We start from the raw sequence: 21,023 nt of genomic DNA, 5'->3' as shown, positions 1-21,023 counted from the left end.
CAGACACCATGAGCCTCGAACGCACCCTGACCGTCCGCGTCGAACGCATCTCGCGCCAGACGCCGGAAATCCTGGCCTTCGAGCTGACGCATCCGTGGGGCCGCGCGCTGCCCGGCTACGAGGCCGGCGCGCACATCGACGTGCACATGCCCGGCGGCTTCTCGCGCCAGTACTCGCTGGCGCGCGCGCCCTCGGGCACGGGCTCTTACGTGATCGGCGTGAAGCGCGAGCACGCAAGCCGCGGCGGCTCGGCCTCGATGCACGAGCGCGTGCGCGAGGGCGACCTGATTGCGATCAGCGCGCCGCGCAACACCTTCCCGCTGCGCGCCGAAGCCCGCCGCCACCTGCTGCTGGCCGGTGGCATCGGCATGACGCCGCTGCTGGCCATGGCGCAGGCGCTGGCCGCGCGCGGCGCCGACTTCACGCTGTGCGTGTTCGCACGCAGCGAGGAGCACCTGGCTTTCGCCGAGGCGCTGCACGCGCCCGCGCTGGCGCCGCACCTGAAGCTGCACCTGGACCAGGACCTCACGGATGACAGGACGCAACGCATCGACCTGCGCGCGCTGCTGGCCGAGCGCACGCCCGACACGCACCTGTATGTGTGCGGCCCCGGCGGCTTCATGCAGGCCGTGCGCGAGGCCGCCGCGCACTGGCCCGAAGACACGCTGCACACCGAGTACTTCGCCGCGCCCACCGGCACGGCCGCCGCCACCACGGGCCTGCCCTTCACGCTGAAGCTGGCGCGGCGCGGCATCGAGGTGCCGGTGGCGGCCGACCAGACCGCGGTCGACGCATTGCACGAAGTCGGCATCGACATTCCCGTGTCGTGCCAGCAGGGCCTGTGCGGCACCTGCGTGGTCGAGGGCGACGGCGAAGGCGCCGAGCACCGCGACTTCTGCCTCACGGGCACCGAGCGGCGCACCAAGGTGGCACTGTGCTGCTCGCGCGCCAAGGGCCCCGACCTGGTGCTGCAGCTGTGAGCGTGACGGACACCGACAGCGAAGCACCCGCCACGCGCGGGCGTTCGCGCAAGTACACGCAGGTGCTGGGCCTCATCAACCAGGCCGCCATCGAGGTGTTCGCGAGCGAAGGCCTGGCCGGCGCGTCGACCCAGGCCATCGCCGACAAGGCGGGCCTGTCGAAGGCGCAGCTGCACTACTACATCGACAGCAAGGAAGCGCTGTACCGCCAGGTGCTGCAGGACATCCTGACCGACTGGATCGTGGTGTTCGGCTTCAGCGACGAGGCCTTCGGCCCGCGCAAGGTGCTGGGCGACCTGATCCAGCGCAAGATGGTGTTCTCGCTCGAGCACCCGCTGCGCTCGCGCATTTTCACGGCCGAGATGATGCGTGGCGCACCCGTCATCGACAGCATGATGGACACGAGCAAGCAGCGCACCGACCAGGCCGCCGCGGTGATCCAGAACTGGATGAACCAGGGCCTGATGGACAAATCCGACCCGATGCTGGTGCTGTTCCACATCTGGGCCGTGACGCAGTTCTATGCCGACCACGCCACGCAGGCCGCCTACTACCGCAGCGCCGCGCAACAGGGCGACGACAAGGACCGCCGCTACCTCATCGAGCAGGTGACGGAGTTTCTTTTGAAAGGCGCAGGCGTCAGGTAGCGCTGCGCAGGGGAAGGAACATCGTCGCTTCCACTTCGACGAGCACCTCGTCGCCCGGCAGGAAGCGCGACACCTCGACCACCGTGCTCACCGGCGGCTCGCCCGGATAGAACAGGCCGCGCACGCGGTTGTAGAACGCGTAGTGCGGCAGGTGGCGGAAGTACTGCACCAGCTTCACCACGTCTTCCATGGTGCCGCCGTGCTCGGCCGCGATCTGGCGGATGCGCTCGAGCACGAACCAGCTCTGCGCCACGATGGGCGCCTCGAAGATGTCGACCGACATCTGGCCCGTGGCATAGCCCACGCCCTGCAGCGCGGTGCGCGCTTCTTCGGGAATGGCGTCGTAGCCCGCCACCGCGCGGCGCGTGGCCGGGTCGACGGCGACCACGCCGCTCATGAAGACGAAATCGCCGACGCGTTTGGCGGCGGCATAGTTGGCCATCGGCTTGCCCATGCTCATGGTGTGTTCGGCTCCAGAAGTTGACCCGCGCGGTAGACGCTGCGCAGGCGGCCACGCGGGCCGATGAGTTCGTGTTCGTCGGTGGCGGCCAGCACCACCAGGTCGGCCGGGCAGCCCGGCGCGAGTCGACCGTCCCACGCGAGCCCCAGCGCCTTGGCGGGGTTCACGGTGATGGTGTCGAGCCAGTCGGCGGCGGGCGCGAGGTGCGCCATCTGCACGCCGAGGCCGAAGGTCTCGAGCAGGTCGTAGCTGCCGTAGGGATAGAAGGCGTCCTGCACGTTGTCGGTGGCCAGGCTCGCGCGCAGGCCGTGCGCGGCGGCCTCGCGGATGCGCGTGATGCCGCGCGCCACGGGCGTGCGGTCCCACGCGCCCTGCAGGTAGAGGTTGGTGGTCGGTAGCGCGACGAGGTGCAGTCCGGCGCCGGCGCACAAGGTGAGCGTTTCGGCGGCCACCGCATCGTCCTGCACCGAGAGCGAGCAGGCATGGCCGCAGACCACGCGGCCCTTGAAGTCGCGCGCGCGCACCAGCTGCGCGATGCTGCGCAGGCCGCTGGCGTCGGTGTCCAGGCCTTCGTCGACGTGGAAGTCGAGCGTCAACCCGTGCTGCTGCGCGAGGTCGAATACGCGGCCCGACTTGTGGACGAGGCCTTCGTTGCGGTAGACGAAAGCGCCCAGCGCCCCACCCGAGCGCTTCACGTCGCGCGCGATGCGCTCGCCGGCCGCGAGGTCGGCGAACACGTCGAGCGGCACGAGCGCGACGAACTGCAGTTCGATGCGGCCTTGCCATTCTTCGCGCAGCGCCTCGAACACGGCCAGCGCGGCCGGCGGCTCGGGCTCGACCCAGTCGAGGTGCGTGCGCAGTGCCCGCGTGCCGGCGCGCCAGGCTTCGTGCAGCGCACGCTCCATGCGCAGGCGCAGCGAGGCGCCGGTCCAGCTCGCACGGTGGCGACCCATGCGCTCGATGGCGGTGAACAGGTCGCCCTGCGCAGCGCCGACGTCCTGCACGGTGAAGTTCTTGTCGATGTGCGCGTGCGCTTCGACGAGGGCGCTCAGCAGCGTGCCGCGCGCCTGCGTCTGCGACGCGCTGGGCTCGATGGACGCGATCTTGTCGCCGTCGATCGTGACGTCGAAGACCTGCGCATCGCCCGCCGCGGCAAAGCCACGCAGCGGCATCGGGATGCGCAGCGCTTCGAGCGTCGTCATGCGCGCTGGCGCCAGTCGCGCAGCCAGCCCAGTCCGGCCGAGGTGCCGCCGGGCTCCATGCCGCGGCGCGGGCGGTATTCGCAACCGACCCAGCCTTGCCAGCCGCACTGCGTCGCCACTTCGTCGATCACGCCGAAGAGATAGTCGTAGTTCTGCTCGCCGACATCGGGCTCGTGGCGCTCGGGCACGCCCGCGATCTGCAGGTGGCCGACGCGGCCGGTCGGCAGGTACTGGCGCAGCTTCATCGCCACGTCGCCCTCGACGATCTGGCAGTGATAGAGGTCCATCTGCACCTTGAGGTTGGCGGCGCCCACGGTCTCGACGATCTGGTGCGCGTGGTCCTGCCGGTTGAGAAAGAAGCGCGGAATGTCGCGCGTGTTGATCGGCTCGATCAGCACGTCGCGCCCGGCCTTCGCGGCCTCGGCCGCGGCCCAGCGCAGGTTCTCGACATAGACAGCTTCTGCGGCCTCGCGTGCGAGGTTGTCGGGGACCAGGCCGGCCATGACGTGGATGCGCGGGCAGTCGAGTGCCACGGCGTAGTCGATGGCCTTGGCGATGCCTTCGCGGAACTCGCCCTCGCGCCCCGGCAGGCAGGCCAGGCCGCGTTCGCCGCCGGCCCAGTCGCCGGGCGGGCCGTTGAACAGCACCTGCTGCAGGCCGTTGTGCTTCAGGCGCGCAACGATCTCTTCTTTGCTGAAGTCGTAGGGGAAGAGGTACTCGACGGCCTGGAAGCCGTCTTTCGCGGCGGCGTCGAAGCGGTCGAGAAATGCGAGCTCCGGGTAGAGCATCGAGAGGTTGGCGGCGAATTGGGGCATGGGGTGTTTGTACTACCAGCGCGCACCGAAAGTGCGTCGCAGTTCATCGATCTGATCGGGGGTGAGCGGTGCGGGCCGGGTGGCCTGCGTGAGCATCTGCAGGCGTGCGGTTTCTTCCAGCTCTTCGAGCACGGCCATCGCGGCGGCCGGTGTTTCGTGCCAGACGTTGGGGCCCAGGCGCGCGAGCATCGCCGCTCGGATCGGCGTGCCGGCCGCGCCGTAGCGCGCGATGGCCTGCGCCACCTGTTCGGCCGCCTCGGGCGCGCCGGGGCGGTGGTACGCAATGACCGGCACATGGCCGACCTTCATCACGAAGTAGGGCGTGAGCGCGGGCAGCAGTTCGGCTTGCGGGTTGCCCAAGGTCAGGGCGACGCAGTGCGTGCTGTGCGTGTGGATCACGCAGGCCGTGCCCGCATCGAACGCGCGCGCGGCGGCGTAGATGCGCGTGTGCAGCGCGATGGTCTTGCTGGCGCGGTCGCCGCCGGTCTGCTGGCCTTGGGCATCGAGCCGTGCGAGCCGCGCGGGGTCGAGAAAACCCAGGCAGGCATCGGTCGGCGTGATGAGAAAACCGTCGTCCAGCCGCACGCTGATGTTGCCGGCCGTGGCATGCACGTAGCCGCGTTCGAACAGGCTGCGGCCGACACGGCAGATTTCGTCGCGGGCTTCGTTCTCGGTCATGCGAGCACTGTAAAAGCTTTGGTGAAGAAATCGTCGCTGCCGAAGTTGCCCGACTTCAGCGTGATGTGCAGCCCCGCTTCGGGCGCCGCATCGGAACGCGCATGGCACCACGGCACGCCGGGGTCGATCTGCGGACCGATCTGCATCTGCGCGATGCCCAGCGCCTGCACGCAGGCGCCCGAGGTTTCGCCGCCGGCCACCACGAGCTGGTGCACGCCGCGCTCGACCAGGCCGCGCGCGATGGCGGCGATGGTGCGTTCGACCATCGCGCCGGCTTCTTCCACGCCGAGCCGCCCTTGCACCGACTTCACGGCGCCGGCTTCGGCGGTCGAATAGACGAGCACGGAGCCCTTGTCGATCAGCGGTGCGGCCCAGGCCAGCACTTCGGCTGTCACGTCCACACCCGCCGCGATGCGCAGCGGGTCGATGGCCATCGCCGCGCCGCCGCGCTGGATGAAGTCGAGCACCTGCCGGTTGGTGGCCAGCGAGCAGCTGCCCGAGACCACCGCCGTCTTGCCGCCGGCCTTCGGCAACGCGCTGGCCTGCGACGACGGCGCGAGGCCGAAGTTGGCCGGCAGGCCGATGGCCACGCCCGAGCCCGCCGTGAGCAGCGGCAGCTTCGCGAGGGCCGGGCCCATGCGCAACAGGTCGTCGTTCGAGACCGCGTCGACGATGGCGATGCTCACGCCCTCGGCCTTCAGCTGCGCGATGCGTGCGTCGATGGCGTCCGCGCCGCGCGCCACCACCGCGTGGTCGATCAGGCCCACCTTGCGCGTGCACTGCGCCTGCAGCACGCGCACGAGGTTCGGGTCGGTCATCGGCGTGAGCGGATGGTTCTGCATGCCGCTCTCGTTGAGCAGCACGTCGCCCGCGAACAGGTAGCCCTTGAACACGGTGCGCTTGTTGTCGGGGAAGGCCGGCGTGGCGATGGTGAAGTCGCATTGCAGCGCGTCCATCAAGGCCTCGGTCACGGGGCCGATGTTGCCTTGGGCCGTGCTGTCGAAGGTGGAGCAGTACTTGAAGTAGATCTGCTGCGCGCCCTGCGCCTGCAGCCAGCGCAGCGCATCGAGCGACTGCGCGATGGCCTCGGCCGGCGCGATGGTGCGCGACTTGAGCGCGACCACGACCGCATTCACGTCGGCATCGAGCGGGCCGGCGGGCACGCCGATGGTCTGCACCACGCGCATGCCGGCGCGCACGAGGTTGTTGGCCAGATCGGTGGCGCCGGTGAAGTCGTCGGCGATGCAGCCGAGCACAAGCTTCGCCATCGCTCAGCCCTTCAGCGGCAGCGTGACCGCCTGCGCGTTCTCGCGCACGTAGTCGCGCAGGATGGCGTCGAAGCTGGCGTCGGCCTTCAGGCCCAACGCCTCGGCGCGCGCGGCGTGGATGCGGCTGGGCCAGCTGGTGACGATCTTCGCGATGGCGGCGTCGGGCTCCCAGTCGATGAGGGCGGTGGCCTCGGTGCCGGCGATGCGCTCGAGCGCCTGCGCCATCTCGCGCACGGTGGTGGTCAGCGCGGGCAGGTTGATGGCGGTGCGTGCGCCCCATTCGGCGGCGCTGGCGGTGGCCGCGCGCACGATGCCGGCGACGGTGTTGCCGGGCGAGGCCAGCGCGACCGGCGTCTCGGGCGCCACGGGGCAGCGCGCGCGCACGCCGGCCAGCGGCTCGCGCAGCATGCCGCTCAGGAAGCTGGAGGCCGCGCCGTTCGGACGGCCCGGACGCACCGACACCGTCATGAGCCGCACGTTGCGGCCCTGCACGAAGCCCTTGCGCGTGTAGTCGGCCACGAGCTGCTCGCCGATGAACTTCTGGATGCCGTAGCTGTTCTGCGGCGTGGGCAGCGTGGTGTCTTCGATCACCGCGGGCAGGCGCTGCTCGGGCGAATCGCCGAACACGGCGACGGAGCTGGAGAACACGAACACGGGCGCGTGGCCCGCGCTGCGGCAGGCGTCGAGCAGGGCGCGCGTGGTGTCGAGGTTGCTGCGCATGCCGAGGTCGAAGTCGGCCTCGCACTCGCCGCTCACGGCGGCGGCGAGGTGGAACACGGCGTCGGTGTCGGCCAGCGGCAATGCGCCATTGGCGGCCTGCTCGTACAGGTCGCCCTGCACGAACTGGATGCGCGCGTCGGCCGCGAGGTCGGCGGGCGGCGGCACGCGGTCGGCGAGCGTGATGCGCGCGATGTCCTGGGGCTGGCCGCCGGCCAGTGCGAGCGGGCCGCCTGCGAGCAGGGTGCGGGCGAGGCGGGCGCCGAGGAAGCCGCAGCCGCCGGTGATGAGAACGTTCATGGTGTGTGTCTTTCCTGGGTCGGTGGAGCGCAGAGGCCCCATGTTATTTTTTCGCGGCGGGCAATTCGATGCCCGGGAAGATCTTGATGACCGCGCTGTCGTCTTCGCGCGCAAAGCCGGCCGTGGAGGCCTGCATGAACATCTGGTGCGCGGTGGACGACAGCGGCAGCGGAAACTTGCTGGCGCGCGCCACGTCGAGCACCAGGCCCAGGTCCTTCACGAAGATGTCGACGGCCGACAGCGGCGTGTAGTCGCCCGCGAGCACATGGGCCATGCGGTTCTCGAACATCCAGCTGTTGCCGGCGCTGTGGGTGATGACCTCGTACAGCGCGTCGGGGTTCACGCCTTCGCGCAGTCCCAGCGCCATGGCTTCGGCCGCAGCGGCGATGTGCACGCCCGCCAGCAGCTGGTTGATGACCTTCACCTTGCTGCCCGCGCCGGCCGAATCGCCCAGGCGGTAGACCTTGGCGGCCATCGCGTCGAGCATGGCGCCGGCCTTCTCATACGCCGCGGGCGTGCCGGCGGTCATCATCGTCATCTGGCCGCTCGCGGCCTTGGCGGCGCCGCCGGAGATCGGTGCGTCGAGGTACAGGATGCCCTGCTGCGCGAGGCGCGCTTCGAGCGCCACCGACCAGTTCGGGTCGACGGTGGAGCACATCACGAACAGGCTGCCGGGCTTCATCGACGCCGCGCAGCCGGGCGTGGTGCCGTCGCCGAACAGCACCGACTCGGTCTGCGCCGCGTTGACGACCACGCTGACCACGATGTCGCACTGCGCACCGAGCGCAGCCAGCGTGTCGCAGGCGGTGCCGCCGTCGCGCGCGAAGGCTTCAGCGACGCCGGGGCGCACGTCGAACACATGCGGCGCATGGCCCGCGCGGCGCAGCGATTGCGCCATGCCGCTGCCCATGGCGCCCAGGCCCACGAGGCCGACGACGGGGGTGTTGGAAGAAGAAGTCATGTCGTGCGTCCTTCGATCAGCGATTGACGAGTTGCTTGGGCGTGAGCCACACGCCGATGGCGCCGAGCACCAGCGCGCCGGCCAGCACGTACATGCCGATCTGCGTGCTGCCCGTGAGGTCCTTCAGGTAGCCGATGAGGTACGGGCTCACGAAGCCCGCGAGGTTGCCCACCGAGTTGATGACCGCAATGCCCGCCGCCGCCGCCGTGCCCGAGAGGAACGCGGTGGGCAGCGACCAGAACAGCGGCGCGCAGGTGAGCACGCCGGCGGCCGCGAGCGACAGGAAGGTCAGCGACACGACCGTGTTCTGCGTGTACGAGGCCGCGACGGTGAAGCCCACGGCGCCCATCATCGCGGGGATGATCAGGTGCCAGCGGCGTTCGCGGCGCGCGTCGGCGCTGCGGCCGAACAGGTTCATCGCGACGATCGCGCAGAGGAACGGAATGGCGCTCAGCAGGCCGATGTTGAAGTTGCCCTGCACGCCCGTGGCCTTCACCAGCGTCGGCAGCCAGAAGGTCAGCGCGTACTGGCCCATGACGAAGGCGAAGTAGATGAGCGCCATCCACCACACGCGTGCGTCGCGGAACATCGCGCCCACCGAATGCGGGCCCTTGGCGCCGTGCGCCTGGTCGCGCGCGACTTCACGTTGCAGCAGCTGCTTTTCTTCGGGCGAGAGCCAGCGCGCGTGCGCGATGCCGTTGTCCAGGTAGAGCAGCACCATCACGCCCACCAGCACAGCGGGAATGGCTTCGATGATGAACATCCACTGCCAGCCGTGCATCGACGACACGCCGTGGAAGGCGTCCATGATCCAGCCCGACAGCGGGTTGCCGAAGATGCCCGCCACGGGAATCGCCGACATGAACACCGCGATGATCCGCGCGCGCCGGTGCGACGGGTACCAGTGCGTCAGGTACAGGATCACGCCGGGGTAGAAGCCCGCCTCGGCCACGCCGAGCAGGAAGCGCAGGATGTAGAAGCTGGTCGGCGTTTCCACGAACACGAAGCAGGCCGACAAGAGGCCCCAGGTGATCATGATCCGCGCGATCCACACGCGGGCGCCCACGCGGTTCAGCAGCAGGTTGCTCGGCACCTCGAACAGGAAGTAGCCCAGGAAGAAGATGCCGGCGCCGAGGCCGAACACGGTTTCGCTGAAGCCGAGGTCCGCGCCCATCTGCAGCTTGGCGAAGCCGACGTTCACGCGGTCGAGGTACGCGACCACGTAGCAGAGCATCAGGAAGGGCACGAGGCGCCAGAACACCTTGGCGTAGGCGCGTTTCTCGAGCGCGGCATCGACGGGCAGGTCGGCCATGGCCGAAGGCGCGCCGGCCTGGAGGGTGGAAGTCATTGGGAGGGAGTCCGCTGGATGAAAAAACGGGGTCGTCCCGTCACCCTGCGGCGCGGTCGCCCCTTACTTGTCAGGTCATCATACAAATTTAAGACAAGCTCTCGGATACGGGATAACCCGCACACCGAGACCTCTTCAGAAAATTGTGAGCGTGGGCTTACTTGCCCGCCGGCCAGCCTTCGACCAGGGGTCGGGCCAGCTGGGCACCTTCCTGCTGCCAGAAGGCCGGGTCGGCCTGCTCGATACGGCGGATGGCGTTGTCCATGTGCGCCTTGGCGGCTTCGCGCGCGGCCAGCGGGTCGCCGGCATCGATCGCCTCGACGATGCGCGCGTGCTCCTGCGCCACTTCGCGCACGAAGTCGGCACGGCGCGCCTCGTTGGCGCGCGTGACGCGGGTGGCGCCATGCAGGAACTGCCGCAGGTACTGCAGCGTGCCGATGAGGAACGGGTTGCGCGCCGCCTCGGCGATGGCGCGGTGAAAGCGCACATCTTCGTCGGCCCCGTTGCCGCCCATCGACACCGCCGCGTGCAGCGCATCGATGGCGTCGCGGATGCGCAGCATGTCCTCGGGCGTGCGGCGCTCGGCCGCGAGCGCGGCCACCTCGGCCTCGAGCGCGCGGCGCAGCTCGACCATCTGCACCACCGCTTCGCGCGACGCCACATGCGGCATCTCGAAGCGCAGCGGCTCCACGCCCGCAGCGCGCACGAACACGCCGCTGCCCTGCCGCGAATCGACCAGCCCGAGCGACTTCAGTCGCGACACCGCCTCGCGCACCACGGTACGGCTCACGCCGAACTGGGTGGCCAACGCGGTCTCGGTCGGCAGCCGGTCGCCTTCCGACAAGCGCCCGCTGCGCACCTCGGCCACGAGCGCATCGGCCACCTGGTCGGCCAGGCGGACGGCGGGAGCAAGGGACTGGAAACGGGGGGTCATGGGCGCGGGGAGGCGGTGGGGTCTGCGACTCTAACGCAGGCACCGCACCGCCATACCGCATGGCCGCGCCTTCGCCTGTGTCAGAGGCCGAGCGCGTGGCGCGCGGCCCGCGCGATGCTCGCCGCGTCCACGCCGAAGAAGTCGCGCAGGGCGGCGCGCGTGTCGCTGCGCCCGAAGCCGTCGGTGCCCAGCGTGAGGTAGCGGCGGCCTTCGGGCAGGAAGGCGCGCACGCTCTCGGGCAGGGCGCGCACGTAGTCGGTGGCGGCGACGATCGGGGCCTTGCTGCCCTTGCCGAGTTGTTGCGCGACGAAGGGCGTGCCGGCGTTCTTCTCGCCGGCCAGTGCGCGCTGCTCGCAGGCCTGGCCGTCGCGCGCCAGCTCGCTCCAGCTCGTGACGCTGAACACCTCGGCCTCGATGCCTTCGTCGGCCAGCTGCTGCGCGGCCTTGATGACCTCGGTGAGGATCGCGCCCGAGCCCAGCAGCGTGACGCTCTTCTTTGCCTTGCCCGATGCCGGCGCATACGTGCCGAAGCGGTAGCAGCCACGCAGGATGTCGGCCTCGGCGCCCGCCGGCAGGTCGGGCTGCGCGTAGTTCTCGTTCATGAGCGTGACGTAATAGAACACGTCCTGCTGCTCGACCATCATCTCGCGGATGCCCGCGTCGACGATGACCGCCATCTCGCCCGCGAAGGCCGGGTCGTAGGCCTTGCAGTTGGGAATGGTCGCGGCCACGAGGTGGCTGCTGCCGTCCTGGTGCTGCAGGCCTTCGCCGCCGAGCGTGGTGCGGCCCGACGTGGCGCCCAGCAGGAAGCCGCGTGCGCGCTGGTCGGCCGCCGCCCAGATGGCGTCGCCCACACGCTGGAAGCCGAACATCGAGTAGTAGATGTAGAACGGCAGCATCGCCAGGCCGTGCACGCTGTAGCTGGTGGCCGCGGCCGTCCAGCTCGCGATGGCGCCGGCTTCGCTGATGCCTTCTTCAAGGATCTGGCCGTCGGTGGCTTCGCGATAGCTCAGCACCGAGCCGATGTCTTCCGGCGCATAGCGCTGGCCCACGCTCGAGTAGATGCCGACCTGCTTGAACAGGTTGGCCATGCCGAAGGTGCGCGCCTCGTCGGCCACGATGGGCACGATGCGCGGGCCCAGCGCCTTGTCCTTCATGAGGTTGCCCAGCATGCGCACGAAGGCCATGGTGGTGCTCATCTCCTTGCCGGCGGCGGCCGTGGCGAAGTTCGCGTAGGCCGCGATGTCGGGCTTGGGCACGACGTCGCACGCGGTCTCGCGGCGCGGCATGGCGCCGCCGAGTGCTTCGCGGTGCTGGCGCAGGTAACGCATCTCGGCGCTGTCTTCGGCCGGGCGGTAGAAGTCCATCGCGGTGGCCTGCGCGTCGGTGAGCGGCAGGTTGAAGCGGTCGCGGAACTCGATGAGGTCGACGTCGCCCATCTTCTTGTGCGAGTGCGTGGTCATCTTGCCCTGCGCGGCGCTGCCCATGCCGTAGCCCTTCTTGGTGTGGGCAAGGATCACGGTGGGCTGGCCCTTGTGCGCAGCAGCGGCTGCGTACGCGGCGTGGATCTTCACGAGGTCGTGGCCGCCGCGCTTCAAGCGGTCGATCTGCTCGTCGGTCATGCCTTCGGCCAGGCGCGCAAGCTCGGGGTTCTGGCCGAAGAAGTTGTCGCGGTTGAAGCGGCCGTCCTTCGCAGCGAAGGTCTGCATCTGGCCGTCGACGGTGTTGGCGAACACGCGCGCAAGCGCGCCGCTCACGTCCTGCGCGAACAGGCCGTCCCAGTCGCTGCCCCACACGAGCTTGACGACGTTCCATCCCGCGCCGGCGAAGAGCTTTTCGAGCTCGTCGATGATGCGGCCGTTGCCGCGCACCGGGCCGTCGAGGCGCTGCAGGTTGCAGTTGACGACCCACACGAGGTTGTCGAGCTTTTCGCGCGCGGCGAGCGTCAGCGCGCTCATCGATTCGGGCTCGTCCATCTCGCCGTCGCCGAACACGCCCCACACCTTGCGGCCTTCGCAGTTCAGCAGGTTGCGGTGCGTGAGGTAGCGCATGAAACGCGCGTGATAGATCGAGCTGATCGGGCCGATGCCCATCGAGCCGGTGGGGAACTGCCAGAAGTCCGGCATCAGGTACGGGTGCGGGTAGCTGCACAGCCCGCGCGCGCCGCTGCCGTCGGTGAAGGCGGGCGCGGTGAGTTCCTGGCGGTAATGGTTCAGGTCTTCTTGGCTCAGACGCCCTTCGAGGTACGCCCGCGCATACACGCCGGGCGCGCTGTGCGGCTGGAAGAACACCAAGTCGCCGCGGTGCGCCGGGCTGCGCGCATGGAAGAAGTGGTTGAAGCCGGTCTCGAACAGGTCGGCCGCACTCGCATAGCTGGCGATGTGGCCGCCGAGTTCGCCGTACGCCTGGTTGGCCTTGGCCACCATGGCGAGCGCGTTCCAGCGCATCAGCGAGGCGAGCTTTTCTTCGACGGCGAGGTCACCCGGAAACGGCGGCTGGTCGGCCGCGGCGATGGTGTTGACGTACGGCGTGGCCAGCTCGGGCTGCCAGCCGATGCGCTGCTGCCGCGCCAGGCGCGCCAGCTCGGCCAGCATCTGGCGCGCGCGCTGCGGACCTTGCGTCTGCGCCAGCGCCAGGAAGGCGTCGCGCCATTCGGCGGTCTCTTCGGGGTCGGGGTCGTGCGACGGCGGCGTGTCGAGCAACAGGGCGCGCATCTGGTCGGCGGAGATCGGGGCGTTCATGCCAGCACTTTAAGCCGCCTCGCGGAAAATTAGCTACCGGCACCTTCGATTTCATGGCTATTCACAAGCATAAAATGCCGCAATTCAAGAGCTTCACGGAATTTCATGGAACTCGATGCCATCGACCTGCGCATTCTCGACGAGCTGCAACGCGACGGCGCCCTGTCGAACGTCGAACTCGCGCGCCGCGTGCACCTGTCGCCCTCGCCCTGCCTGGCGCGCGTGAAGGTGCTGGAGACCAGCGGCGTGATCGATCGCTATGTGGCGCTCGCGAACGCCAAGGCGCTGGGCCTGGGGCTCAACGTGTTCATCTCGATCAGCCTGACGACGCAGAGCAAGCAGTCGCTGGCCGACTTCGAGCAGCGCATCGCCGAGCACGACGAGGTGATGGAGTGCTACCTGATGACCGGCGACAGCGACTACCTGATCCGCATCGCCGTGGCCGACATGGCGGCGCTGGAGCGCTTCATCATGGAACAGCTGACGCCGATTCCGGGGATCGAGAAGATCCGGTCGAGCTTTGCGTTGAAGCAGGTGAGATACAAAACGGCGCTGCCGTTGCCAGCAGCGCCGTTGTAGTCGGCACGCCCCCGACGGGGCGGAAAGAAACTTAGAGACCGATCAGGCCGCCGTCGTTCTTCGTGATGACCACGGTGGCCGAGCGCGGGCGGCTGCTGCCACCGTCCGGCCAGTGGCTGATCGGCGTTTCGTCCTTCTTCGAACCTTCACCCGGATGCTGGATGTTCACGAACAGCGCGCGGCCGTCGCCCGACTCGGCAATGCCGGTGAGTTCGCAATCCTTCGGGCCAACCAGAAAGCGGCGCAGGCCTTCCGTGCCGGGCGCCTTGCCCACGAAGGTGTTCTGCGTGCGCGTGATGCTGTTCGCGGTGTCGACGTTGGTGATCACCTTCGCGCCGCCGTCGCCCACCTTGCCGGGCAGTGCCGCCAGCAGCATGCAGTTGGTCACGTCGGTGTAGGCGCCATCGTCGGTCTGCAGCCACAGCAGGCCGGGGGCGGCGTGGCTGAACCACATGCCGTCGGGGCTGGACAGGTCGTTGTCGGCCGTGAGCTGCGAGAGGTTGACATCGGCCGACGCCGTCGAGCGCGCGGCGAAGAGGTACACGTCCCACTTGAAGCGCAGCGAGGTCGGGTCGGCGTTCTCGTCCGCGAAGCGCACGATGTGGCCGTTCGGGTTGCCCAGCTGCGGTGCGTTGGCGGTCGTCCTGTCGTCGTAGTAGCGCGGATTGGAGGCGCTGGTCTTGCCGATCGGGCGCGAGGCGGCGTTGGTGTTGGTCAGCGTCACGTAGACGTCGCCGGTCTTCGGGTTGACGGCGGTCCACTCGGGGCGGTCCATCTTGGTCGCGCCGGCGGCGTCGGCGGCCAGGCGGGCGTTGGTCACGACGTCGGCCGCATCGGCGAAGGCGTATTTGTCGTAGTTCGAGGTGATGTTGTTCACGCCGAGCTTGAGCTCGAGCCACACGCCCGTGCCGTCTTCGTCGAAACGGGCCACATAGAGGCGGCCGTCGTCCATGTACTTGTCGCCCGCGGCCATGCCGCCGCCGATGTCGGCCGCGTCCCAGTTCTTCGTGGAGACGAACTTGTAGATGTACTCGTTGCGCGAGTCGTCGCCCATGTACCAGACCAGCGGCTTGCCGACCACGACCGGGCCGAGGCAGGCGCCTTCGTGGCCGAAGCGGCCGAGGGCGGTGCGCTTCTTCGGCGTGCTGGTGGGGTTGAACGCATCGATCTCGACCACCCAGCCGTAGGTGTTGTGGCCGTTGCGGTAGTCGTCGGTGGCCGAGGCGCCGAGGACTTCGGTGTTCCAGCGGCCGTACTGGCCGTCGGCGGTGTCGGGCGTGACGGTGGCCCAGAGTTCGCGGCCGGTGCTGGCCACGCCATAGCGGCCGAAGCTCGCGAGTTCCTTCGCCGAGCGCTTGCTGTCGTCGGTTCCCTTGATGCGGCGGAAGTAGCCGGCCCAGTTCTCTTCGCAGGTGAGGTACGTGCCCCACGGCGTGGTGCCGTTGGCGCAGTTGTTGAGCGTGCCGCGGGTCTTGCTGCCGTCGGTCGAGTACTTGGTCTTCAGGTAGTCGGTCTTGGCGGCCGGGCCGGAGAACTGCATCTCGGTGAGCGTGTGGACGCGGCGGTTGAAGCTCGAATCCTGCTTGTAGCTCCAGCTGCTGCCAGTCTTGTTCACCTCGATGACGCTCACACCGTGCAGGTAGAACTCGCGCTGCACTTCGTCGGCGACGGTGCGTACACCGCCCACGATGGTCTGGCCGGCGGGGTGCAGGAACAGCGGCGTGATGGCTTCGTGGTTCATCACCAGCAGGCCGCGCGTAGCGTTGGTCGCGTCCCACTTGTTCGCGGCGTTGACGCCGAAGAAGGTCATGCCGTCGTGGTGATCGCCGGCGCGGCGGTCGTAGGTGGCCGGATCGTCCGTGCCGTCGTTCTTGTACGCGGCCACGCCGGCGGCGATCGGGTCGCCCAGGCGGTAGAGCACGCTGGCGGTGTAGCCGGCGGGCACGGTCACGACGTCATCGAGGCTCTTGGCCACGGGATTGAAGCCCAGCTTCAGCGGCGTGGGCGACGGTGCGGGAGCCGGTGCGGGCGCGGGGGCCGGTGCGGGCGGAATGATGGGGAAGGCTGCGCCACCACCACCGCTGCCGCCGCCGCAGGCCTGCAGCAGTGCGGTGCCGGCGGTACCGACGCCCAGGCCGAACAGATGGCGGCGGCTCAGGCGCGACGCGACGAGGTCGGTGAAGGACGGGTTCGGGGAATCGTTGGTGCCGACATCGTCGAGATCGACGCCGTGGGCGTCCGTGCGGGTGTTTGCGGTCATGCGCAATATCTTTCGTGGGTTGGGATTGAAACCAGCCCACGAAGTTAGGCAGTTCGCATGACATGCCTGTGAAACGCTTTGTGTTCGACGAGGCTCGGCGAGATTTCGTCAAAAAACCTTCACGCCCGCGTCACACACTGCAGCGCGGACGCTGCGCCCCTCAGGGCGCCGGCGACTGCCTCGGCCACAGCGCCCACAGCCGCAGCGGCTGATTCACGCTCGCGGCCAGCCGGCCGGCTTCGGCGCCGGTGCCGGCGAAGTAGTCGGCGCGCACCGCGCCCACGATGGCGCTGCCCGTGTCCTGCGCCACCACCAGCTTCTGCAGCTGCGCGGTCGGGCCGCTCGATGCGAGCCACACCGGCGTGCCATAGGGAATGCTCTCGCGGTCGACCGCGATGGAGCGCCCCGCCGTGAGCGGCACGCCCTGCGCACCGCGCGGGCCGAAGGCGGCGTCGAGTTCGCTCATGGTTTCTTCGCGGAAGAACACGTAGCGCGGATTGCTCCACAGCAGCTGCGACACGCGCTGCGGGTTCTGCACGGCCCAGGCCTTGGTGTCGTCGGGCCATTTGCCGACCTTGGCGACGCCCTGGCTCATGAGCCATTGCTGCACGCTGCGGTAGGGCTGCTCGTTGGTGGCGGCGTAGGCCACGCGCACGGTGTGCTGGTAGCCGTTGGCCTCGGTGATGCGCAACCGGCCCGAGCCCTGGATGTGCAGCATGAGCGCGTCGATGGGGTCGGCCATCCAGGCGATCTCCCGACCGCGCAGCGCGGCCTGGGCCTCGGGCAGGGTCTCGATTTCCTGGCGCGTGAACCAGGGGCGCTTGGGCACGAGGCCCTCGGGCGCCTGGTACAGCGGCACGCTGAAGCCGGCCGAGGGCACGCGCGAGGCTTCGTACACGGGCTCGTAGTAGCTCGTGAGCTTGCCTTCGCTCTGGCCCGCGAGCGATTCGACGCGGTACGGCTGCAGCCGGTCGGTCATCCAGCGGCGCTGCTCTTCGGGCGTGGCGATGGCCAGTTGGCGCACCTCGCGGCACAGCGGTGCGAAGGCGGCGTTGGGGCGTGCGCAGTTGGCCAGCAGCGCGATCCACCCTTCATGCAACGGGTCTTCGCTGAAGCCCGGCAATTCCGACCAGCCCACGGGCACCCAGCGGCTTTTCGGATGCGCGAGCGATCCGGTCAGCGGACCGAGGTCGCGCGGCGGGGTGACGGTGGGTCGGGTGGGGGCTTCGGGGGCGCGGGGGCCGAGGGAACAGCCGGCGAGCGTTGCTACGATTGCAAGCCCGACCAGCCACTGGAGTCCATTTCTCATGGGTTTGATTCTGCTTGAAGCCCTCGCCGCGGGACTCGTCCTGATCTTGATCATCTGGTGGACCATGTTTTCCGGGCGTAACAAGGGTGAATTGCATGACGAAGCCGACGCCGAGCGTTCCGACGAGGATCCGCCGCCCAAAGCGTGAATTGCTTGTGTAGCCGCACGGCGCACGCCACTGTCGGACAAGCACCCTATTGCTACAACTTTAGTAGCAATCATCGCAGCATTCACGGGCGATGGCGAAAGTTTTCTTATTTTCCGTAGGGCTTTGAGCACGTACCATCGGGGTCCCGTCGGGGGCTAAGCTGTGGCCCGCTTGATTCAACCTTGAAAGGGATCACCATGAAAAAGTTCGTTCTTGCAACCACCGCAGCTGCCCTCGTTTTGTCCGGCTGTGCCGGCGGAATGACCGACACCCAACGCAACACCGGCATCGGCGCCGGCATCGGTGCCCTCGGCGGCGCCGCCATCGGTTCGGCCACCGGCGGCAACCGTGGTGCCATCGGCACGGGCGCCGTGGTCGGCGCGGCAGCCGGCGCGCTCGGCGGCTACCTGTGGTCGCAGCGCATGGAAAACCAGAAGCGCCAGATGGAAGCCGCCACGCAGGGCACCGGCGTGGCCGTGACGCAGACGGCCAACAACGAGCTGAAGCTCGCCATTCCGAGCGACGTGTCGTTCGACGTGGGCCGCTCCAACATCAAGTCGAACTTCGCGCCCGTGCTCGACCAGTTCGCCAACGGCCTGCGCAACAACCCGAACGCCGAGGTGCGCATCATTGGCCACACCGACAACACCGGCTCCGACGCCATCAACAACCCGCTGTCGGTGGACCGCGCCGCCAGCACGCGCGACTACCTGGTGGCACGCGGCGTGAGTGCCGCGGCATTCCGCATCGAAGGCCGCGGCTCGCATGAGCCGGTGGCCAACAACAACAGCGACGCCGGCCGGGCACAGAACCGCCGCGTCGAGATCTACGTGGGCGAGCGCGCACCGCGCGGCTGATCGAAGCCCCACCGGGAAACCGGCCGCCACATCGAACGGCCGGTTCCCGCTTCAGTTTTCATTGGTCCAAGCAGAGGGAAAATTCATGAGGAAGTTTGTAGTGTCTAGCGCGGCGATGGCCGCTGTGTTGTTCATCGCGGGTTGCGCATCGTCGACCCCGCCGGCCGAAGCACCGGCCGCACAGCAGGCCGCACCGGCCAACAGCTGGACTGCCCGACTGGCCGCGCTGAAGGCCGAGCTCGAAAGCTCCACCAAGGGCACTGGCGTGGTGATCGAGCAGACCGCCGACAACCAGCTTCACGTCGTGATTCCGAATGAACTCTCGTTCGACACGGGCCGCGCCAACGTCAAGCGCAACCTCGCCCAAGTGCTGGACAAGGTCGCCGAAGGCCTGAAGAGCGCCACCACCGCCAGCCTGCGCGTGGTCGGCCACACCGACAGCACGGGCAGCGAAGAAGGCAACGAGCGCCTCTCGGTGAGCCGCGCCGACAGCGTGCGCAACCACCTCGTGGGCCGCGGCGTGTCGACCACCGTGATCACCACCGACGGCCGCGGTTCGCGCGAGCCGCTGGCGGACAACGGCACGGCGGCTGGCCGCGCTCAAAACCGCCGCGTCGAAATCTTCGTCGCCGAAAAGATCTGACCTTCTAGAGGTCTCTGAGGCGGTTGGCCAGCTCCACCGCCGACTTCACTTCCATCTTCTCGAACACGCGCGCGCGGTGGACCTCCACCGTGCGCACGCTGATCGCGAGCTGGTCGGCGATGAGCTTGTTCGGCAGGCCCTCGACCACGAGCCGCATCACGTCGCGCTCGCGGTCGGTCAGCTCGGCGATGCGGTCGGCCAGGCCGCGGCGCACGCGCTGCACTTCGAGGGCGCGCTGCGACATGCCCAGCGCCTGCTCGATGCGGTCGACCAATGCGTTGTCCGAGAACGGCTTCTCGCAGAAATCGAAAGCCCCGCGCTTGACCGCCTCGACGGCGGTCGGCACGTCGGCATGGCCGGTCAGGAAGATCACCGGCATCTCGGCCAGCAGGCCGCGTTCGGCCAGCCGGTCGAACAACACCAACCCACTCATGCCGGGCATGCGCACGTCCAGCAGCAGGCAGCGCGGCTGATCGGGCAACGGCGCCTCCGACAGGTACTGCTCGAAGGCCTCGGCGCTGCCGAAGTGCTCGCTGGCCAGGCGGCGCGAACGCAGCAGCCAGGCCAGCGCCTCGCGCACGCTGGCGTCGTCGTCCACGATAAAGATCAAGCCATCGATCAGCGGTTGCATGCCATGAGGTCCAGCGGAACAGAAAACGAAGAAGAAGAAAAAGGCGGCTATCCCGCAGCGGGAAGGGTAAACCTGAAGACGGTGCCCCGGGGGCGGTTGGGCTCGAACATCAGCGCGCCGCCATGTTGCTCCACCACGGTGCGGCACAGGCTCAGGCCCAGGCCCATGCCGTCGGCGCGGGTGGTGAAGAAGGGCGTGAACAGGCGCGCCGCCACCTCGTCGCTGATGCCGCAGCCCAGGTCGGCCACGGAGAACTCGAGCCAGCGCCGGCCGTCGGCCGGCGCGGTGGCGCCCACGGGCAGGGCGCGCGCCACGCGCAGCCTCAACAAGCGGTTGCCAGTGTTGTCGGGACTGTCGAGACTGTCCATGGCCTGCATGGCGTTGCGCGCGAGGTTCAGCAGCACCTGCTCGACCAGCGTGCGGTCGCACACCACGGCGGGCAGGCGCTCTTCGAAGACGATCTCGATCGTCACGTCGAGCTTGCGCGCCTGCAGCCGCACCAGCGGCAGCACGGCGTCGATGAGTGCCTGCGGCGCCACGGCCTCGCGCATGCGGTCGCGCCGGCGCACGAAGTCGTGCACGCTGCGAATGACCTGGCCGGCGCGGTCGGCCTGCTCGGCAATGCGCTTCACGGCCATGGCCACCTCGGCCTGCTCGCCCTTCACTTCGGGCCCGAGCAGGTTGAGCGAGCCGGTGGCGTAGCTGGCAATGGCGGCCAGCGGCTGCGTAAGCTCGTGGCTCAGCAGCGAGGCCATTTCGCCCACGGTGGCCAGGCGTGCGCTGGCCTGCAGGCGCTCCTGGCTGGCGCGCGAAATCTCTTCGACGCGGCGCTGCTCGCTCACGTCGATGAAGGCGCTCATCCAGCCGGTCTGCACCTTGTGCGCGTTGATCAGCGGCGCCTCGAAGATCAGCACCGGAAAGCGCGTGCCGTCCTTGCGCATGAAGACCGACTCGAAGCCTTCGCGCGGCGGCAGGCCGCCCGCGAAGCGGCGCGTCTGGCGCAGGTGGTATTCGTGCGCCAGCTCGGTCGGCCAGTACGGCGCCTCGACGCTGTCGGCCATGAGTTCTTCGGGCGTGAAGCCGACCATCTCGCAGAAGGCCGGGTTGACGTAGGTGATGCGGCCTTGCAGGTCGCGCGCGCGCAGGCCGGTGATGACCGAGTCTTCCATCGCCTTGCGAAAAGCCAGCGCGTCGGCCAGGTCGCGCTCGGCGCGCAGGCGGCGGCGGGTGTCGCGCGCCAGCAGCACGAGCACCGACACGAGCGCGATCGAGATCGCCGTGACCAGCGCCGTGAGCATGTTGGGGAACAGGTCGGGCGCGGCGCGCCAGCCGTCCACGCGCAGCATGAGCGAGGCGCCCGGCAGGTCGATGCGCTGCTGCGAGGTGAACACGCGCGTGCCGATGCGCCGCGAGGTGCCCAGCGCCACCAGCCGCGTGCCGTCGGCCTCGGTGAAGGCGACCTCCTGGCCGCGCGTGAGCGTGGGGCCGACCAGTTCGACCAGCGTGTCGCGCAGCGAATAGCTCGCCACCAGGTAGTCGCCGCCG

20 protein-coding genes are annotated in these 21,023 nt (G+C 68.9%); 6 read left to right on the top strand and 14 right to left on the bottom strand.

All coding sequences use genetic code 11. The features are described from left to right. The first annotated feature begins 8 nt into the window (after positions 1-8). Both AAG801_RS20385 and AAG801_RS20380 read left to right on the top strand, forming a co-directional pair. A complete protein-coding gene (locus tag AAG801_RS20385) occupies positions 9-980 on the top strand; it encodes a PDR/VanB family oxidoreductase (protein WP_341889993.1) in 972 nt (323 codons plus the stop codon). Further along, positions 977-1,627 (top strand): TetR family transcriptional regulator C-terminal domain-containing protein, encoded by a 651-nt coding sequence (locus AAG801_RS20380; protein ID WP_341889992.1) that lies wholly within the window; start codon positions 977-979, stop codon positions 1,625-1,627. The genes AAG801_RS20385 and AAG801_RS20380 overlap by 4 nt, the downstream gene beginning before the upstream one ends. Here AAG801_RS20380 and AAG801_RS20375 read toward each other — a convergent pair. The 10 genes from AAG801_RS20375 to mdeB all read right to left on the bottom strand — a co-directional run bounded on the left by AAG801_RS20375 (position 1,620) and on the right by mdeB (position 13,051). Then, positions 1,620-2,087, bottom strand: a complete 468-nt coding sequence (locus tag AAG801_RS20375; protein WP_099794045.1) for a RidA family protein — start codon at positions 2,085-2,087, stop codon at positions 1,620-1,622. The two genes, AAG801_RS20380 and AAG801_RS20375, sit on opposite strands and share 8 nt — an antisense overlap. Continuing rightward, on the bottom strand, positions 2,084-3,289 hold the full coding sequence (locus tag AAG801_RS20370) for an amidohydrolase family protein (RefSeq protein ID WP_341889991.1): 1,206 nt from the start codon (positions 3,287-3,289) through the stop codon (positions 2,084-2,086). The genes AAG801_RS20375 and AAG801_RS20370 overlap by 4 nt, the downstream gene beginning before the upstream one ends. Continuing rightward, positions 3,286-4,104, bottom strand: a complete 819-nt coding sequence (gene otnI / locus AAG801_RS20365; RefSeq protein ID WP_341889990.1) for a 2-oxo-tetronate isomerase — start codon at positions 4,102-4,104, stop codon at positions 3,286-3,288. Before otnI ends, AAG801_RS20370 begins: the two co-directional genes overlap by 4 nt. 12 nt (positions 4,105-4,116) lie before the next feature. After that, positions 4,117-4,782 carry an aldolase gene (locus tag AAG801_RS20360; protein ID WP_341889989.1) on the bottom strand — a complete coding sequence of 222 codons (666 nt, stop codon included), beginning with the start codon at positions 4,780-4,782 and terminating at the stop codon, positions 4,117-4,119. After that, positions 4,779-6,050, bottom strand: a complete 1,272-nt coding sequence (gene otnK / locus AAG801_RS20355; protein WP_341889988.1) for a 3-oxo-tetronate kinase — start codon at positions 6,048-6,050, stop codon at positions 4,779-4,781. The genes AAG801_RS20360 and otnK overlap by 4 nt, the downstream gene beginning before the upstream one ends. Before the next feature lie 3 nt (positions 6,051-6,053). Then, positions 6,054-7,067, bottom strand: a complete 1,014-nt coding sequence (gene denD, locus AAG801_RS20350; RefSeq protein ID WP_341889987.1) for a D-erythronate dehydrogenase — start codon at positions 7,065-7,067, stop codon at positions 6,054-6,056. 43 nt (positions 7,068-7,110) lie between these two features. Further along, on the bottom strand, positions 7,111-8,028 hold the full coding sequence (gene ltnD / locus AAG801_RS20345) for an L-threonate dehydrogenase (protein ID WP_341889986.1): 918 nt from the start codon (positions 8,026-8,028) through the stop codon (positions 7,111-7,113). Between the two features lie 16 nt (positions 8,029-8,044). After that, positions 8,045-9,376, bottom strand: coding sequence for an MFS transporter (locus tag AAG801_RS20340; protein WP_341889985.1), 1,332 nt, complete (start codon positions 9,374-9,376; stop codon positions 8,045-8,047). Between the two features lie 157 nt (positions 9,377-9,533). Next, positions 9,534-10,310 (bottom strand): FadR/GntR family transcriptional regulator, encoded by a 777-nt coding sequence (locus AAG801_RS20335; RefSeq protein ID WP_101490838.1) that lies wholly within the window; start codon positions 10,308-10,310, stop codon positions 9,534-9,536. Between the two features lie 80 nt (positions 10,311-10,390). After that, a complete protein-coding gene (mdeB, locus tag AAG801_RS20330; protein WP_341889984.1) occupies positions 10,391-13,051 on the bottom strand; it encodes an alpha-ketoglutarate dehydrogenase in 2,661 nt (886 codons plus the stop codon). A 105-nt stretch (positions 13,052-13,156) separates the two neighbouring features. On the opposite strand from mdeB, the gene AAG801_RS20325 reads away from it, so the two are divergent. Next, complete coding sequence (locus AAG801_RS20325; RefSeq protein ID WP_062480783.1) at positions 13,157-13,630, top strand: Lrp/AsnC family transcriptional regulator; 474 nt, start codon at positions 13,157-13,159, stop codon at positions 13,628-13,630. A 31-nt stretch (positions 13,631-13,661) separates the two neighbouring features. On the opposite strand, the gene AAG801_RS20320 is transcribed toward AAG801_RS20325, so the two are convergent. Then, the gene (locus AAG801_RS20320) at positions 13,662-15,890 is read right to left on the bottom strand and encodes a PhoX family phosphatase (protein ID WP_341889983.1); all 2,229 of its coding nucleotides are present in this window, start codon (positions 15,888-15,890) and stop codon (positions 13,662-13,664) included. 160 nt (positions 15,891-16,050) lie between these two features. Continuing rightward, on the bottom strand, positions 16,051-17,199 hold the full coding sequence (locus AAG801_RS20315; protein WP_341889982.1) for an MltA domain-containing protein: 1,149 nt from the start codon (positions 17,197-17,199) through the stop codon (positions 16,051-16,053). Here AAG801_RS20315 and AAG801_RS20310 point away from each other — a divergent pair. From AAG801_RS20310 to AAG801_RS20300, 3 genes are all read left to right on the top strand, one after another. Continuing rightward, entirely contained in the window at positions 17,198-17,347 is a 150-nt protein-coding gene (locus AAG801_RS20310; RefSeq protein WP_341889981.1) for a hypothetical protein, read from the top strand. The genes AAG801_RS20315 and AAG801_RS20310 overlap by 2 nt on opposite strands. 197 nt (positions 17,348-17,544) lie before the next feature. Beyond that, complete coding sequence (locus AAG801_RS20305) at positions 17,545-18,204, top strand: OmpA family protein (RefSeq protein ID WP_192194143.1); 660 nt, start codon at positions 17,545-17,547, stop codon at positions 18,202-18,204. A gap of 85 nt (positions 18,205-18,289) precedes the next feature. Continuing rightward, on the top strand, positions 18,290-18,847 hold the full coding sequence (locus AAG801_RS20300; protein ID WP_192194144.1) for an OmpA family protein: 558 nt from the start codon (positions 18,290-18,292) through the stop codon (positions 18,845-18,847). A 4-nt stretch (positions 18,848-18,851) separates the two neighbouring features. Here the strand turns inward: AAG801_RS20300 and AAG801_RS20295 are convergent, their stop codons facing one another. After that, positions 18,852-19,478 carry a response regulator gene (locus AAG801_RS20295; protein ID WP_341889980.1) on the bottom strand — a complete coding sequence of 209 codons (627 nt, stop codon included), beginning with the start codon at positions 19,476-19,478 and terminating at the stop codon, positions 18,852-18,854. A 47-nt stretch (positions 19,479-19,525) separates the two neighbouring features. After that, positions 19,526-21,023 (bottom strand): PAS domain S-box protein (locus AAG801_RS20290; protein WP_341889979.1); only part of this gene is annotated, 1,498 nt, incomplete at its 5' end.

The organism is Variovorax sp. YR752 (genome assembly GCF_943372545.1).
This window is presented reverse-complemented; position numbering and strand designations above follow the sequence as displayed.

Coding starts and splice junctions, on each gene's coding strand:
- AAG801_RS20385 (WP_341889993.1), top strand. CDS start 9: ATGAGCCTCGAACGCACCCTGACCGTCCGCGTCGAACGCATCTCGCGC.
- AAG801_RS20375 (WP_099794045.1), bottom strand. CDS start 2,087: ATGAGCATGGGCAAGCCGATGGCCAACTATGCCGCCGCCAAACGCGTC.
- AAG801_RS20370 (WP_341889991.1), bottom strand. CDS start 3,289: ATGACGACGCTCGAAGCGCTGCGCATCCCGATGCCGCTGCGTGGCTTT.
- otnI (WP_341889990.1), bottom strand. CDS start 4,104: ATGCCCCAATTCGCCGCCAACCTCTCGATGCTCTACCCGGAGCTCGCA.
- AAG801_RS20360 (WP_341889989.1), bottom strand. CDS start 4,782: ATGACCGAGAACGAAGCCCGCGACGAAATCTGCCGTGTCGGCCGCAGC.
- otnK (WP_341889988.1), bottom strand. CDS start 6,050: ATGGCGAAGCTTGTGCTCGGCTGCATCGCCGACGACTTCACCGGCGCC.
- denD (WP_341889987.1), bottom strand. CDS start 7,067: ATGAACGTTCTCATCACCGGCGGCTGCGGCTTCCTCGGCGCCCGCCTC.
- ltnD (WP_341889986.1), bottom strand. CDS start 8,028: ATGACTTCTTCTTCCAACACCCCCGTCGTCGGCCTCGTGGGCCTGGGC.
- AAG801_RS20340 (WP_341889985.1), bottom strand. CDS start 9,376: ATGACTTCCACCCTCCAGGCCGGCGCGCCTTCGGCCATGGCCGACCTG.
- AAG801_RS20335 (WP_101490838.1), bottom strand. CDS start 10,310: ATGACCCCCCGTTTCCAGTCCCTTGCTCCCGCCGTCCGCCTGGCCGAC.
- mdeB (WP_341889984.1), bottom strand. CDS start 13,051: ATGAACGCCCCGATCTCCGCCGACCAGATGCGCGCCCTGTTGCTCGAC.
- AAG801_RS20325 (WP_062480783.1), top strand. CDS start 13,157: ATGGAACTCGATGCCATCGACCTGCGCATTCTCGACGAGCTGCAACGC.
- AAG801_RS20320 (WP_341889983.1), bottom strand. CDS start 15,890: ATGACCGCAAACACCCGCACGGACGCCCACGGCGTCGATCTCGACGAT.
- AAG801_RS20310 (WP_341889981.1), top strand. CDS start 17,198: ATGGGTTTGATTCTGCTTGAAGCCCTCGCCGCGGGACTCGTCCTGATC.
- AAG801_RS20315 (WP_341889982.1), bottom strand. CDS start 17,199: ATGAGAAATGGACTCCAGTGGCTGGTCGGGCTTGCAATCGTAGCAACG.
- AAG801_RS20305 (WP_192194143.1), top strand. CDS start 17,545: ATGAAAAAGTTCGTTCTTGCAACCACCGCAGCTGCCCTCGTTTTGTCC.
- AAG801_RS20300 (WP_192194144.1), top strand. CDS start 18,290: ATGAGGAAGTTTGTAGTGTCTAGCGCGGCGATGGCCGCTGTGTTGTTC.
- AAG801_RS20295 (WP_341889980.1), bottom strand. CDS start 19,478: ATGCAACCGCTGATCGATGGCTTGATCTTTATCGTGGACGACGACGCC.